At 24.5% G+C, this 17,339-nt stretch carries 10 protein-coding genes and 1 tRNA gene; 10 read left to right on the top strand and 1 reads right to left on the bottom strand.

What is annotated here, in order from left to right; all coding sequences use genetic code 11:
* Positions 1-40: 40 nt before the first annotated feature.
* Positions 41-178: a clostri-philic family protein gene (locus tag BGI42_RS16255; RefSeq protein WP_192875375.1), complete on the top strand. Its 138-nt coding sequence runs from the start codon at positions 41-43 to the stop codon at positions 176-178.
* Positions 179-544: 366 nt separating this feature from the next.
* Here BGI42_RS16255 and BGI42_RS10470 read toward each other — a convergent pair whose 3' ends face one another.
* Positions 545-1,774: an aminopeptidase gene (locus BGI42_RS10470; protein WP_069680252.1), complete on the bottom strand. Its 1,230-nt coding sequence runs from the start codon at positions 1,772-1,774 to the stop codon at positions 545-547.
* A 435-nt stretch (positions 1,775-2,209) separates the two neighbouring features.
* On the opposite strand from BGI42_RS10470, the gene polA reads away from it, so the two are divergent.
* The 9 genes from polA to BGI42_RS10425 all read left to right on the top strand — a co-directional run bounded on the left by polA (position 2,210) and on the right by BGI42_RS10425 (position 17,164).
* Positions 2,210-4,825 (top strand): DNA polymerase I, encoded by a 2,616-nt coding sequence (gene polA, locus BGI42_RS10465; RefSeq protein ID WP_069680251.1) that lies wholly within the window; start codon positions 2,210-2,212, stop codon positions 4,823-4,825.
* Positions 4,826-4,847: 22 nt separating this feature from the next.
* Positions 4,848-5,447, top strand: coding sequence for a dephospho-CoA kinase (gene coaE / locus BGI42_RS10460; protein ID WP_069680250.1), 600 nt, complete (start codon positions 4,848-4,850; stop codon positions 5,445-5,447).
* 441 nt (positions 5,448-5,888) lie between these two features.
* Positions 5,889-6,455 carry a lytic transglycosylase domain-containing protein gene (locus tag BGI42_RS10455; protein ID WP_069681072.1) on the top strand — a complete coding sequence of 189 codons (567 nt, stop codon included), beginning with the start codon at positions 5,889-5,891 and terminating at the stop codon, positions 6,453-6,455.
* Positions 6,456-6,491: 36 nt separating this feature from the next.
* On the top strand, positions 6,492-7,604 hold the full coding sequence (locus BGI42_RS10450) for a glycosyl hydrolase family 8 (protein WP_069680249.1): 1,113 nt from the start codon (positions 6,492-6,494) through the stop codon (positions 7,602-7,604).
* Between the two features lie 24 nt (positions 7,605-7,628).
* A tRNA-Leu gene (locus tag BGI42_RS10445) sits at positions 7,629-7,712 on the top strand.
* A gap of 642 nt (positions 7,713-8,354) precedes the next feature.
* A complete protein-coding gene (locus BGI42_RS10440) occupies positions 8,355-10,631 on the top strand; it encodes a YhgE/Pip domain-containing protein (RefSeq protein WP_069680248.1) in 2,277 nt (758 codons plus the stop codon).
* A gap of 11 nt (positions 10,632-10,642) precedes the next feature.
* Positions 10,643-12,925: a YhgE/Pip domain-containing protein gene (locus BGI42_RS10435; protein ID WP_069680247.1), complete on the top strand. Its 2,283-nt coding sequence runs from the start codon at positions 10,643-10,645 to the stop codon at positions 12,923-12,925.
* 743 nt (positions 12,926-13,668) lie between these two features.
* Positions 13,669-15,138, top strand: a complete 1,470-nt coding sequence (locus tag BGI42_RS10430) for a sensor histidine kinase (protein ID WP_242984724.1) — start codon at positions 13,669-13,671, stop codon at positions 15,136-15,138.
* Complete coding sequence (locus tag BGI42_RS10425; RefSeq protein ID WP_192875374.1) at positions 15,131-17,164, top strand: sensor histidine kinase; 2,034 nt, start codon at positions 15,131-15,133, stop codon at positions 17,162-17,164. The genes BGI42_RS10430 and BGI42_RS10425 overlap by 8 nt, the downstream gene beginning before the upstream one ends.
* Positions 17,165-17,339: the final 175 nt, after the last annotated feature.

Raw genomic sequence — 17,339 nt, 5'->3', positions numbered from 1 at the left:
TTATAAGCACAAAATATTTAGGAAAGGATGTGTTTGATATATGGTACATAAAGAAGGATCAATTAATCCAATGCAAAAGGGAAAAAGAAGACAAAAATTAAATGAAAATCAAAATAATGTTGGAGATGCTAAAAAACCATCTTACTATAAAAATTTTAATGGTGAACCAATAGAATAATGTTAATAACTCATATCTGAATTAATTTCAGAATTAAGAGTGAAAGAAATAATAGTTGAGAATCGAGAGTGGGGAGTTAAGTAAAAAATTCCTTAAAGACTTTTTAAAATTATACTTTTAAAAAGTCTTTAAGGCTTTTAATCAAAACTCTCAACTCTCAATTATCACTCTCAACTAAAAAAGGTGGTGTATCTACCTTTTTTAGACATATGAAAATAAATAACAAGTCAAAGATGCCATGGATATTTTGAGAAATACAATGACTTGGGTTCTGCGAATGGTTGTGCTATTAGTAGTTTCCAAGGATGAAGTAGTTCACAAAATAAACTAGCATACTGACTAGTTATTTATTTGAATGTGGCTTAATTAAGCCCAGTTACCATTTTTAAAAATTTCAATTTCTGTTCCGTTTTCTTTAATTCCAATAATACTTGTATCTTTTGTACCAATCATAAAATCAACATGACTTAAAGACTTATTACATCCTAGTTTAAATAATTCATCTTCTGAAATATTTTCCCCATTTTTAATACAAGAAGCATATGAACTTCCAAGAGCTAAATGGCAAGAAGCATTTTCATCATAAAGAGTATTATAGAAGATAATATTAGAATTAGAAATAGGAGAATCATAAGGAACTAATGCAACTTCCCCTAAGTATTTTGAGCCTTCATCAGTGTTTAGAAGTTCTTTTAATACATTAAGCCCTTCTTTTGCAGAGCAATCAACAATTTTACCATCTTTAAATGTTAAAGAAAAATCATTTATTATGTTTCCGCAGTAACTTAAAGGTTTAGAGCTAAATACTATTCCATTAACTCCATTATATTTAGGTGTTGAAAATACTTCTTCAGTAGGCATATTTGCAATAAAATCAAATCCACCATTTTCACATTTATCCGCTCCACCACACCAAAGATGATCTTTGACTAATTCTATTTGTAAATCAGTACCTAGAGAATTTTTAAATTTAAGATATTTAAATCTATCATTATTTAGTTTATGAACTTTATCGCTAAGAGTTTTTGTATGTTTGTTCCAAGCTTCTATTGGATCGTTTTCTTTAACCCTCATAATGCTAAATATTACATCCCATAATTTCTCAACAGCTTCTTCAGTTGAAAGTTTAGGAAATACTTTTTTTGCCCAGCCATCTGTGGGAATAGAAACTATGCACCAAGCATTTTTATTTGATGAGCATTTATTACGATAATTTTTTAATGCAATATTTCTACTTTTTTGATATATAGAAATTTTTGAAGAATCAACATCTTTTAAAAGATCAGGATCAGCAGCTGAAATACTTATAAAAGAAGCACCATTTTCTGCAAAGTAATCGTATTTATCACGCTCAAAATCATAAACATTATTAAGAACATCTTTAGATGCATTCATTAATTTTATTTTATTAAAGCTAGAATCAGAATAATTTATATAAACATCTTTAGCGCCAGATGAATAACCTTCTTTAGCCATAAGTCTTGCAAATTCATAACATTCTATTGGGGAATTAATAACTAAAATTCCATCTTGTTGAAGATTAACACCTTTGTTAACAGTAAGTTTAGCATATTTTTTTAATAGATCTTTATTCATGTAATCACCTTGTATAATAAATTAATCAAAATTTACTATACTTTTCCTTTCTGATATTTTTATAATAATTATGTCACTATTTATAATATTTGTCTAAGAATATTTAAGATACTATGATAATAGTAAGTTTTATTAAAGTATATGAAAATAAATAACAAGTCAAAGATGCAACGGATATTTTGAGAAATACAATGACTTGGGTTTTGGTAATGGTTTTGCTATTAGTAGATTTTAAAGAAGATGTAGTTGACAAAATAAACTAGCATACTGATTAGTTTATTTATTTATGTGCATAATATATGAATTAATATTAGAAAATATGGTTACCTTTATTAAAGAATAATGATTTTACTTTGTAAAAATAGTATAATATTAATGTATGACTAATTTTATACATAATAAAAATATTTTAAAAGATTACAGGAGGATTAATCAATGAAAAAGTTATTAATTTTAGATTCGAATTCACTTATGAATAGGGCATTTTATGCTTTACCTCCTCTTACAAATGATGATGGTGTAAATACTAATGCTATTTATGGCTTTACAAATATGTTATTTAAAATGAAAGACGAAATAAATCCAGATAATATAATTGCAACATTTGATAAGAAATCTCCAACTTTTAGGCATAAAGAATATGCTGATTATAAAGCTGGAAGAAAGAAAATGCCCCCAGAACTTGGTGAGCAATTTCCAATTATAAAAGATTTATTGAAATATATGGGAATAAAAACTTTTGAAATAGATGGATTTGAAGCAGATGATATAATAGGAACCATATCAAAGTTTGGAGAAGAAAATGGTATGGAAGTTTATGTAGTGACTGGAGATAAAGATGCACTTCAATTAGCATCAGAAAAAACAAAAGTATTTATAACTAAGAAGGGTGTTACTGAAACAGCAATTTATGACTATAAAACATTTATGGATGAATTTGAAATAACACCAACTCAATTTATTGATGTAAAAGGTCTTATGGGAGATAAATCTGATAATATACCAGGTGTACCTGGTGTTGGAGAAAAAACAGCGTTTAAACTTATCAAACAGTATGGGTCACTTGAAGAAGTATTAAAACATATTCCAGATATAAGTGGTAAGAAGTTAAAAGAAAATCTAGAAAACAATATGGAACAAGCAATATTTTCAAAGAAGTTAGCTACAATAATGAGAGAGGTACCATTAGATATTAATTTATCAGATATAGAAGATATTGATGAAGTAAATTTAATAGAACTTAAAAAATTAGCTAAAAGTCTTAAATTAAAATCAATACTTTCAAAATATGATTTAGATAATAATGAAGAAGAATTAAAAGAATTAGCTAGCATTAAAATAAATAAGATAGAAACAATAGATGGCATGGAAGAAGTATTATCTAATATTAAAGAAAGCAGTTATATTTTATTTACATTAAATGATGCTTCTAAATATTCTACAATGGAATTAGAATATTTAATATTAGGTGATAAGAGCTTATCATATATTATAGATTTTAAATTAGTAAGTATGTCAAATGGAGAGAAAGCATTTAATTTATTAAAAGATTTTATGGAAAATGATTCTATTAAAAAGGTTATACATGATAGTAAAAATTTAATCACATTTTTAAATAAGAATAATATAGAAATTAAAGGATTCGAATTTGATACAGCTATAGCTGCTTATTTAATAGATTCATCAAAAGCAAATTATGAGGTTTTAGATTTAATAAATAGATTTTTAGAAAAAGATATAAAATCTGATATGGAGAATATAAAAGCTATATGTAGTAGTTATTTAAAAAATTTATCTGATAAATTAAAGCAAATGCTTCATAAAGAAAATATGGATGAATTATATTATAAAGTAGAGCATCCATTAATATATGTTCTTTCTTCAATGGAGAGTATAGGATTTAAGATTAATAAAGGAAAGTTAGATGAACTTAGAGAAAAATTTAAAGAGTTGATAGAAAAGACAGAAAAAGAAATATATGAATTAGCAGATGAAGAATTTAATGTAAGTTCTCCAAAACAATTAGGAAAGATATTATTTGAAAAACTTGATCTACCAGTAATTAAAAGAACCAAAACAGGATATTCAACTAATCAAGAAGTTTTAGAAAAGTTAATAGATAAACATCCTATAATAGAAAAAGTTATGTATTATAGACAAATAACTAAGATTAATTCTACTTATGTAGAAGGACTTAAGAATGTAATAGATATAGATAATTGTATACACTCAAATTTCAATCAAACTGTTACAACTACTGGAAGATTATCAAGTACAGAACCAAATCTTCAAAATATACCAATAAAATATGAAATGGGAAAAGAAATAAGAAAGGTATTTATACCTCAAGAGAGTGATGACATATTGATATCTTGTGATTATTCACAAATTGAATTAAGAGTGCTTGCACATGTAGCTGATGATAAAAATATGATTGATGCATTTGCTCATCATAGTGATATACACACAAAGACTGCTTCAGAAGTATTTAAGGTTCCGGTAGATGAAGTTACATCTATTATGAGAAGTAATGCAAAGGCAGTAAACTTTGGTATAGTATATGGAATAAGTGATTTTAGTTTGGCACAAGATTTAAAAATAACTAAAAAAGAAGCAGCAGAATATATGGCTATTTATTTTGAAAGATATCCTAAGATAAAGGAATATCTAAATCATGTAAGCGAATATGCTAAAGAAAAAGGATATGTATTGACAATATTAAGTAGAAGAAGATTTATACCAGAAATAAAATCTTCCAATAAAATTGTAAAAGCATTAGGAGAAAGATTAGCTATGAATGCACCAATACAAGGAAGTGCAGCTGATATAATTAAGATTGCAATGGTTAATGTTTATAATAAATTACAGGAAAAGAAGTTAAAAAGTAAGTTAATTCTTCAAGTACATGATGAACTTATATTAAATGTTAAGAAAGATGAGTTTGACATAGTTAAACAATTGGTTATTAACGAGATGGAAAATGCCATAAAATTAAATGTAGCACTTGATGTAGATTTAAAATATGGTACTACTTGGTATGATGCAAAATAAAAATGGGAGATGAACTTTGTAAATGATAAAGATAGGGTTAACAGGGGGTATAGGAACAGGAAAAAGTACTATATCAGATATATTTAGAAGTGAAAACTTTAATATTATTGATGCAGATGTAACAGCAAGAGATGTATTAGAAAAAAATCCTCAAATTTTAGATATAATTAGAAGTGAATTTGGATCAGGATTTTTTGATTGGAGGGGTGAATTCAGAAGAAAAGAGTTTGGAAATCATATATTTAAATTTTCAAAGCAAAGAGTAAAATATGAATCTATAATTATGCCATATATAAAAAAAGCAATAAGTAGTGAAATAGATTCATATGAAAAAAAAGGTAAGAAAGTGGTAATAATAGATGCACCTACTCTAATAGAAAACAATATGCATAAAGATATGGATTATGTTGTACTTGTTTGTGCTGATAATTCTACTCAAATAAAGAGAGTAATATCAAGAGATAATTTAACTAAAACAGAAGTTGTAAGTCGTATAAATGCACAAATGTCTTTGAATGAGAAGAAGGATTTTGCAAATGTAATCATAGATAATAATGGTGATTTATTAGAAACACAAAAGCAAGTATATGATTTGATTGATTATATTAATTCAATAGTATAAAAACAATAGTATGTTTTAAATAGTATTAATAGAAGATTTAAAACATAGATATGTAAAATTATGTTATTTAATATAAAGTACCATGTGATGATAGTTTTATAAATAGAATTCTAAGATTATAGATATGGATTTAGAAGGTATCTAAAGAATTAGAAATCGTTACTTAAAGAGCTTACATCTGTTGCATTAGGCATATGAGAATAGATAACAAGTCAAAGATGTCATGGATATTTTGTGAAATACAATGACTTGGGTTCTTATAATAGTTGTGCTATTAGTAGGTTCTAAGGAAGAAGTAATTCACAAAATAAATTAACATATTAATTAGTTGTTTATTTGAATATGCCTTATAAAAGAAGGGGAAGAGAAGATTTTATTAGATGATAAAATATGTCATGGATGATAGCTATGAGAAAAATAATTTTAAATAAGGAGAAAGTAATGAAATCTAAGAAAAATAAATTTCTTATATTAGGGGTAATAATAATAGTAGTGTTAGCTTCAAGTTCAAAATATTTAATGAGAGATATTTTTTTCCCTTATAAATACAAAGAATATGTAAATGAGTACAGTAAAGAATATAATCTAGATCCATTTTTTGTTTTATCTGTTATGAAGACTGAAAGTAATTTTGATAATAAGGCACAATCTCATAAAAATGCAATTGGTCTTATGCAAATTACATTAGAAACAGGGGAATGGGCAGCAAAGCAAATGGGGTTAGATGAGTTTTCAAAAGAAAAGTTATTTGATGAATCATATAATATAAGAATGGGTTGCTGGTATTTAAATGAACTTAGGAATATGTTTGATGGAAATTTAGCTTTAATGATTGCAGGTTATAATGCTGGTCCAGGCAATGTAAATAAATGGCTTAATAACTCTAGTCTTTCACAAAATGGTAAAGATTTAAGTTATATACCTTTTAATGAAACCAAAAAATATTTAGATAAAGTGACCACTTATTATAATGTTTATAAATATCTATATTCTAATTCTAAAAAATAAGTATATTAGTGGTATAGATAAAAAGAAGGGGTTAGAATGAAAAGGAAAATAATAATAATTTTAATATTATTAATAGCAGGTTTTACAATTTATTATAATTTAGCACCATATTTTAGGCATGTAGAAACAGGAAAAGTTTGGTTACAATTACAGTCTACTGATGAGGAAAATTTATTAATTAATTTTGTGAAAAATGAATTAATGAATGATGAAGGTGGAGTATACACTAATTATATTAATTTTGGATCTCAAGGGGATATAACTAAAGGTCATTCAGTATTATCTGAGTCACAAGGTATGATGCTTTTATATAGTTTGGAGAAAAATGATAGGATAACATTTGATAGAACTCTAGATTATATAAGAAACTATATGGTATTAAATAATTACCTTATAAGTTGGAGAGTAGAAGAAAAATCAAAATCAGAAATATCTGCTACCATAGATGATTTAAGAATAATTAAAGCACTACTTTTGGCAGAAGAAAAATGGAATGATAAAAGTTATAGAGGACTGGCTATTAGAATATCAAAGGGGATATCAAAAGAATTAGTAGAGGATAATATTCTTGTAGATTTTAATGATGGTATTTCTAAAAGCAAAACTACTACTTTATGTTATTTAGACTTACAAACATTAAAGATGCTATCAGAACTAAATTCTTCATGGGAAAAAGTATTAGATTCATCTTTACAAATTTTAAATAATGGATATATAAGTGATGAAGTACCTTTATATAAAAAAGAATTTTATAGAGAAAGTGAAAGTTATGATAATGAAAATATTGATACCCTTTTATCATTAATTGTATTATTAAATAAGCAAGAATATGGTGAAGATATAAGTAAAAGTATAACTTGTATAAAAGAAAGATTAAAAAAAGATGGTTTTATCTCAACTCTATATTCTATTAATGGAGAAAGCTTGAGTAAGATAGAATCAACATCAATATATTCATTTATAGTACAGATAGCATCTAAAGTAGATGATAAAGAACTAGCTACTTTAGCTATGAAAAAGATAAATGCATTTCAAGTGAAAAATAAAAAAAGTGTAGTATATGGTGGATACGGAATGGAAGATGGATCACAAGTTTATTCTTATGATAACTTAAATGCCTTATTTGCATATAGATATTTTAAATATTAATATTTAAAATATAGAATATAAACTGCAGGTATGCTGGAATTGGCAGACAGGCGCGTTTGAGGGGCGCGTGTTAATATTAATGTACGGGTTCAAGTCTCGTTGCCTGCACTAATAGATTATTGTCTTTAATATTTTATAATTTTAATGAAACATATATGTAATTATTTACTTAATAATTACATGTATGTTTTTTATTTTTGGGGCAATTATATCGTTGCAATATCTATGGATAACTTATAAAATACTGTATTTTAAAGATATTATAAGTATATATAAAGAATAAAAAATAATCATATGCTGTACAATTATTCCTGCACTATGTTTGGAAAGGGTGCATGGCTAAAAAAATCAACGCTTTAAAGTCTCTTAGGGATTTTTTTACTTAGTGTTTAATAAATAAAATATTTAAGAAAATGTTTTCAGGTATTGCATTTTTCACTAAAATGACTTATAGTCATTTTAGTGAAGTAATAATTAAAGGTATTAAAAGTATTTAAAAGCGTAAAACTTTCAATTATAATATAAACATAATTCTTAACTGTAGTATATTTGATCTTCAAATATTAAAAAATGTTCGTGATTTAGATTTAAGTAAATAATTAGTTAAGAAAGAATTTTTTTATTAATGCTTTAGGTAAAGTTTAACATTAAGATAAAGAATTTATTATTTATATAATAATGATAGGAGGGGTTAGTTGATATTTATAATGTAATTAGTATTATATTATAAATATTAATCAGAGAGTAGTTATGAAAAATATAATAAGAATTTTTAAACGTGATTTTCTAAACATATTTAAAAACTGGATAGCAACAGTAGTGGTACTAGGACTTATGATTATACCATCATTATATTCATTAATTAATATAAAAGCGTCATGGGATCCATATTCAAGTACTAGTGGCATTAAGGTTGCAGTTGTAAATGAAGACAAGGGTTCTATATTTAGAGATCAAGATATAAATTTAGGTAATGAACTGGTTGAAAATTTAGAAGATAATGATAAAATGGGTTGGACTTTTGTTGATAAAGAAACAGCAAAAAACGGGCTTATAAATGAGCAATATTATGCCATGATTGAGATACCTGAAAATTTTTCAGAAGATGCAACTACATTAGTTGAAAAAAAAGTCAAAAGACCTAAGCTTATATATACTGTCAATGAGAAAAAAAATGCTATAGCTCCTAAAATAACTGATGCTAAAGTTAAGAGTGTTAAAAGTGAACTTGATGATAATATAGTAAAAACTGCTTCAGGAGTATTGTTTAGAGCTTTAGATGAAATAGGAATTGAGATGGACAAACATAGATCAGAGTATAGAGATGTAATAGATGAGATATATGAATTAGATGAAAATATGCCAGAACTTGAAAAATTATTAGATAGTTCTATAAAAGGTACAGTAGATTTATCAGATTTAATTGTAAAGGTTAATGAAATACTCCCTAATATATCTAACACAATTGATATAACAGATGATTTTTTTGAAAATGTTAGAGGTTTTTTTGATAAAACAGAAGGTGGATTATCTGATATATCACCATTAGTAAAGAATGATTTATTGTTAGCAGAAAACATACTTGATACTACAAGTGTAGAGCTTGGAAATCTTGAGGAAAACATAATACCAGAAGTAGCTAAAAAAACATTAATATCAACATCTAATACAATTAATTCTGCAAATACAGCAGTTGATGGGGTTGAGTCTCAACTTAAAAATATAAAGAAATTTTTAGATAAAGTAAATAAATTAGATCTTTCAAAATTTACACTTAATAGTAGTGATGAAAACTATATAAATGAATTAAAAAAGCGTGCCGAATCAATAGATGGTATAAAAGGAAATTTAAAAGATATTAGTAGAAAGGTATCAAAGGCTATAGATAAGTTAGAGTTATTAAGTGATAGATTGGGTATAGTAAAAGGCAGAATTGATGATGAAATAGATGAATTGAATAATGGGAAAGAATTAGACACTCAAGCTATTGCTGATATGAAAAAGATACTAGATGATCTTCATAAAGAAGTTACTGAAATTATAGATAATTATGATTCAGAACTTGTGCCATCAATTGAAGATGGATTTAGTTCAATTAAAGTTATACTAGATAATACATCTAGTATTTTACAAGAAGGTAGAGATACTATTCCAGATATTGAAGAAATTTTAAGTGTATCATCGGAATTAGCAGATTTGTCAAATGAAGAATTACTTAATTTAAAAGATAAATTTCCAGAAATGAAGGATAAAGTACATGAATTAGCTGATAAACTTAGGGAATTTGATGAAGAAGATAAATTTAATGAAATATTTGATATGATAACTAATGATTGGCAAATTCAAAGTGATTTTTTAGCAAGTCCAGTTGAAATTGAAGATAATAGATTATTTTCATGGCCTAATTATGGTTCAGCAGCTACACCATTCTATACCATTTTATGTTTATGGATAGGTGGGTATATGTTATCTATATTATTAAAAACAGATGCAAATCCTATTGAAGAAGGTAAAAAATTAAAATCTTATGAAGTATATTTTGGTAAATTATTATTATTCTTATTTATTGGTATAGGACAAGCAATAATTGCTAGTACAGGCGCACTGTTTATTTTAGGTTCATATTGCTTACATCCCGTATTATTTATATTATATACTGTATTTGTTAGTATTATATTTATGATAATAATTTATACAGCTGTAAGTGTTTTTGGAAATGCAGGAATAATATTTGGTGTTGTTTTATTAGTAATTCAGGTTGCAGGAACAAATGGAAACTTCCCTATAGAAGTTAATCCAGAAATATTTCAAAAAATATTTGAATTTTTACCATTTACATATGCAATAAGTGGTATGAGGCAAATAATGGTAGGAATAGTTTATTCAATATTATTTAGAGATATGATTATATTAAGCATATTTATGATTGCATCACTTATTATCGGATTAACCCTTAGAAAAACAATGAATAAAAAGAATGAAAAGTTTGTTGAAAAGCTAAAAGAAAGCACAATAATGAATGGTTGAGGTAATCAAATATGAAAAATATATTTAGAATTTATAAAAGAGATATAGTTACAATAGCAACTAATTGGGCAGCATTAATCATGATTATAGTGCTTATAATAGTTCCATCTTTATATTCATTAATAAATATAAAAGCATCATGGGATCCATATGGAAATACAAATGGAATTAAAGTAGCTATAATCGATGAAGATAAAGGAACTGTATTTAAAGAAAAAGACATAAATTTAGGAGAAGAATTAGTAGACAAGTTAAAAGAAAATGATAAAATGGGTTGGACCTTTGTAGATAAAGAAACAGGTAAAAAAGGATTACTGGAAGAAAAATATTACGCAACTATTGAAATACCAGAAGATTTTTCAAAGGATCTTACAACATTAGTGGAAAAAGACGTTAAAAAACCTAAATTGATATATACTGTAAATGAAAAGAAAAACATAATAGCACCTAAAATGACTGATGCAGGGATAAAAGTATTAAAAGAACAACTTGACAATAATATTACTAGAACTATATCGGGAGCCATGTTTAGAGCTTGTAATGAAGCTGGTATAGATATTCAAAATAATAGAGAACATCTTAGACGAATAATTGATGGTATATATGAATTAGATGAAAATATGCCAGAAATAAAAGAACTGTTGTATGATTCAATAGAAGGAACTACAAATACTTCTAAATTAATAAAGAAATCAGAAGAAATGATACCAGTAGTTAATGATAGTATTGATGCAACCAAAGAACTTATAGATAGTAGTCAGTATTATTTAGATGAAATAGAAGGAAATCTTTATGATTTATCACCACTAATAGGAGAAGAACTTGTTAATGGTGAAAATTCATTAGATGTTTTAGGAGTAACTTTGGCAAATTTTGATGAAAAAGTATTACCAGATGCCTTTAGGAAAACTTTTATATCTTTATCAGATTCATCGAAGAATTTACAGAAGATAGTTAAGACTGCTAAATATGATTTAAAAACTATAAAATCTAACATAGATAAAATAAGTGATATGGAAATAAAATTAAAACAAACATCAGAAGAGAAGAGTGAAGGTGAAGAGTTAATAAAGAAGGATAACAAAGAACTAAAATATTTACACAGTATTCAAAAAGACTTAAAAAGTGTAAGTAGAAAAATTTCAAATGTTATTGATAAATTAGATTTAATTTATGATAGACTTGATGTAGTAATTGATAGAGCGAAAGAGGAAGTAGAAAAAGTAGATACTGATGGAATAGATGTTCATGCATTAACAGATACAAGAAAAATATTAGATGATATACATTCATTAGTAGTAACTTTAGTAGATAATTATGATTCGGAACTTGTACCAACAATTAAAGATGGATTTAAATCAATTAGAGAAATATCCGATAGTGGTTTAGTGTTATTAGAACAAGGTAAGGGAATATTACCAGATGTAGAAAATTTACTTGGAGATTTTACTAAAATAACTGACTTATCTAATGAACAACTAGTTAAATTACAAGATAAATTTCCAGATATACAAGATAAAGTGCATAAATTAGCACATAAACTTAAAGCGGTAGATGACAAGGAACAAATAGATGAATTATTAGATATGATAACTAATAATTGGGATTATCAAAGTATGTTTATGACTAGTCCTGTTGAGATTGAAGATAATAGGTTATTTCCATGGCCAAATTATGGATCCACAGCTACACCTTTTTATAGTGTATTGTGTTTATGGGTTGGAGGTTTATTAGCATCAGCATTATTATCTTTAGAGGCACATGGATTTAATGATGGAACTGTAATTAAACCATATGAGATGTATTTAGGAAAATTATTAATGTTTTTATCATTAGCACTATGTCAAGCTTTAGTTGCAAGTTTAGGTGCATTATTTATGCTAGGAAGTTACTCATTGCATCCAATAATGTACATATTTTATTCTATATTCGTTAGTACTGTATTTATGACTATGATATATACAGCAGGAAGTTTACTAGATGATGCAGGAAAAGCTTTGATAGTAGTTATATTAGTATTACAAATTGGAGGAACAGGTGGTAATTTTCCAATAGAAGTTACACCAGTATTATTCCAAAAAATATATCCTTATTTACCATTTACTTATGCAATAAGTGGAATGAGGCAAATAATGGCGGGGATAGTATATCCTATATTACTAAGAGATATAAAAATACTAAGTATTTTTATGGTAGTATCATTAATTTTAGGTATATCTTTAAAAGGTACATTAAATAAAAATACTGCTAAATTAATGGGTAAATTATATGAAAGTGGAATATTAAGACATTAATATAGTGAATATAATAAGAGATGAAAGAATAATTATAAATCTTTCATCTCTTATTATATTTTTTATTATAAATTTATTTATGTAAATTAGGAATTAAGTTTAATTTATTAAATAAATTTAAACTTAATTTAAATTTAAACGATTAAATTTATTAAAATAACATTCATATAAAAAGAAGAATATTAAATAGTTACAAAATCATAACTATTATTCATATATCAACAAAAAAAGTTATATATGTAAAAAATAACAAAAAAATATGTACATTTATGGTCTAATACAGTAAAATTGATATTAAAGGTGATTTTATGGATAATTATAGAAAAAAAATAAATATTATATCGATAGATGAAAAAAATATGATAAAAATTTGTTTGGCTACCTTAATTATTTATTTTTTGGTAAATTTAATTTTTTCATTTAGAATTAACAAAATAATAATAGTCTTGAGAATTTATTATTTTGTAGGGTTAGTTATATTTAGTATTTTATCAAAGCAAGTGTTACATTTATATAAATATAATAACCGTAATTATATTTATATGTATATATATTCTCTTACATATGTAATTTTATTTGGATGTAGTATACAATTTTCAGCTTATAGTAATTATAGTTCTCATATCCTTACTAATTTTATCATATTATTTGAATTGTATTTTGGTTTTAAGACTATAGAATATAGTAGTAAGTTTAAAGATGAAAATAATATTTTTTTTACTTGTTTAAAAATATTTAGCATATTGGGCTTAGTTTTATACTATGAAATATTTGACATAATATCAATGGTTATTTTTTTAAGCTGTGTTGAATGTTTTTTAATATACAAAATTTTTATTAATGATGATTCTAAATTATATAATTCCATAAGTATAAATATTTCTTTAGTATTAGTAGCAGTAATACCAATAACATGTTTTTTTAGTTTATTTATGTATCCATTAAATGGATACTTGTTAAGGTTTAGAGAAATATTGCTTTTATGTGTATTTAATGTATTCTTTAGTGTATTTTTTAAAAATTTTATGAGAAATCCTTACAAAGAATTGGCTGAATCATTAAACAAGAAGAATAAAATATTAGATGAATTGTCAGAAGATATATTTTTAAAGAATAAGGAATTAGAGATATCTATCTTAAATTTAAAAAATAAGGAATATTTATATGAAACATTTTTTAGATTTATGCCTCATCCTATAATATTAATTAGTTTAGAAAATAATAGAATATTATTTGCTAATAAAGCATTTTTGAATTTAATTAATGTAAACAACTTAAGGGATGTAATTAATAAAAAAATAAACAAATATATACATTTTGTAACTTCTAATAATAATAATAATAGTAGCCTTACTTTTAATGCTATTTTAAGCTCTAAAACTGAAGAAAGATTTGTTAATGCTAAATTTTTATCAATGTATAAAGATAGATTAGAAGATTTAATTTTAATAGAAGACAATACATCAAAAGTATTAACAGAAGAAATAAAAAAAGAAGTTGAAAGTAGAATGGTAGAGGAGAGAATAAGAACAGAATTTTTATCAAGCATAAGTCATGACTTAAAAACTCCAATAAACGTTATATATTCATCTATACAAGTTCAAAGAATATATAGTAATAAAAATGATATAAAGTCATTAGAAAAATATAATTCCATATCTAAAATGAATTGTATATCATTAATAAAATTGACTAACAATTTAATTGATATGTCAAAGATAAACTCAAATTTTTTAATGCCTAATTTGGAGAAAATTAATGTTATTGAAACAACAGAAGACATAGTTACATCACTTGTAGATTATGCACAAAGTAATAATGTAGAAATAATATTTAACACTAATACTGAAGAGAGTTACTTACAGTTAGATTATGAGTTTTTACAAAGAATAATTTTAAACTTAATATCTAATTCTATAAAATATACTTTAAACAATGGAAAGATAATAATTGATATATTAGATAAAGAAGATAAAGTTAAAATATATATAATAGATAATGGCTGTGGAATGAGTGAAGAATTTATAAAAGAAGCATTTTGTAAATATTCTATGGATAAATACGCTAAAAATGCTAAAAATGGGACAGGTATAGGATTGTATGTTGTTAAAAAATTAGTTGAGTTGCAATCAGGTGAAATTGATATAAAAAGTAAACTTGGCAATGGAACAAAGATAACAATAACATTTCCGAAGGAGAATTTAAATGAGTAAAATAGAACAATGTTTATCTTTATTTAGTTTAAACATAGATAAAGATAAAAAAATAAATTTTTTATCTATTGAAATGATAATCTATTTAATTTACAATATATATTTTTATTTAAGCAAACAGTATAAATTATATTTTTTAGTTAATACATTAATATATTTAGCAATTGCATTAGCTATTTTTTATATATGTTTAATTAAAGAAAATATAATTAAAAATTTATTTATTGAATATATATCATTTGAACTTTTTTTGGTAGGAGTGATATTAGCACTAAAGTTATCAGGACTAATTTTAAAATTTAATATGACTTCAAACAATCGGTATATATATTTGGGTATCATAATATATTACTTTGAACTTACATTACAATGTTTAGGATTTTATTTTACAAATAAGAAACGAGATATAAGAACAACTCTCCCAATTTTTATAATAATATTTCTTATAACATTTACAATAATGAATTGTAATTTTCATAAATTTATATATGATAATATAAAAATTTTAATTATGTTTTCTATAGTAAGTACATTTATAATTAGCTGTGTACTTATAAATATAATAAAAGCTTTAGAAAATTTTAAAAATTTAACTAGCAAAGATTTTATAGAAGATCTAAAGATATATGTAATTTTGAGGTATTTAGGTTATATAGCCAGTATGGTATTAATCAGCACAAATAAATCCACAATAGTAAATGGAGGATTAAAGCTACTAGCATTTTATGTTTTATTTAAAGGAGTAGTAAATTATATGATTAATAATCCTATGAAAAACATGAAGATAAGTTTAGAACGTACACATGAGGTGAATTTAGAACTTCATAGAACGCTAAAAAAACGTAATCGAATATTAAATGACACTAATATTATGATAGAAAAAAGCGAAAGCAATTATAATAAACTAATAGATTCAGTATATGATGGTGTTCTTTTATTTTTTAATAATGAGCTTAAATACATAAATAAAGCTGGATTAAAGTTGTTAGATGATATAGATAAAGAAAATATTTTAGGAATTAGTTTAGAAAAATTTATTTTAGATAATTTTAAGGTTACTTTTTCAAGTAGTAATAAAAAAGAAATATGTATAAATGATATTAAATTAAAAAATACAGATATATTAGTAACATTGTTTATAATAGATATAGACGAGAATAATAAATTATTATATGTTCATGATGTAACTGAATTTAATAAAACTAAGGATATGAAAAATAAATTAGAGAAATATTTAAAAGAAGAGGAATTAAAGAAACAATTTTTTTCTAATATTTCACATGAGTTACGTACTCCAATAAATTTAATATACTCAGCTATACAACTTAATGAAATTTATTTAAAGCAGAAAAAAGTAGATAATATAAGTAAGAATAATGAAATAATAAAGCAAAATTCTTTAAGGCTAATAAGAACTATTAGTAATTTTATAGATACTAATAGAGTTTCAGAAGGATATCTTAAGCCTGATTTTAAAACTTATAATATTGTTGAGGTAGTAGAAAATATAACTATTGCATGTAATAAATATATAGATAAAGCAGAAATCGGTTTAACTTTTGATTCTGAAAAAGAAGAAATCTATGTAAAATGTGATAAAGATATGATAGAAAGAATTATATTAAATATTTTATCTAATTCTGTTAAATATGGTCAAAAGGATAGTCATATAAATGTATTAATAAGCACAATAGATAATGATAATTTAGTTGAAATAAAGATAGAGAATAATGGACGTAGAATTGATGAGAATACAATACCTCATATATTTGATAAATTTACACGAATCAATAAATCTCTTAATAGACCTAAAGAGGGAAGTGGATTAGGATTATTTTTGAGTAAATCTTTAACAGAATTACAAGGGGGAGAGCTTACTTTAGAATTGGATGAAAAAGAAAATTTATTTGTAATAAATTTTCCTATTACTGATGATGTTAATTATTCAGAAATAAATTGTGATTTAGAGATTAAAAATATAGAGGAAAAGGTAGATATAGAATTTTCAGATATATATATGGATTGATTTAAGGCATATGAAAATAAATAAACGAGCATACTATACTGACTAGTTATTTATTTGCATATGCCTTAGTAAATACCAGTTAAGATTTTTAACTAAAAAACATAATTTTAAAAAAATCAACATATACATTAAAAGTAACAATACTTATTATTTTTCTAAATTATGGAGTGTTAAT

Origin of the sequence: Clostridium taeniosporum, assembly GCF_001735765.2 — a bacterium.
GTDB lineage: Bacteria > Bacillota > Clostridia > Clostridiales > Clostridiaceae > Clostridium > Clostridium taeniosporum.
This window is presented reverse-complemented; position numbering and strand designations above follow the sequence as displayed.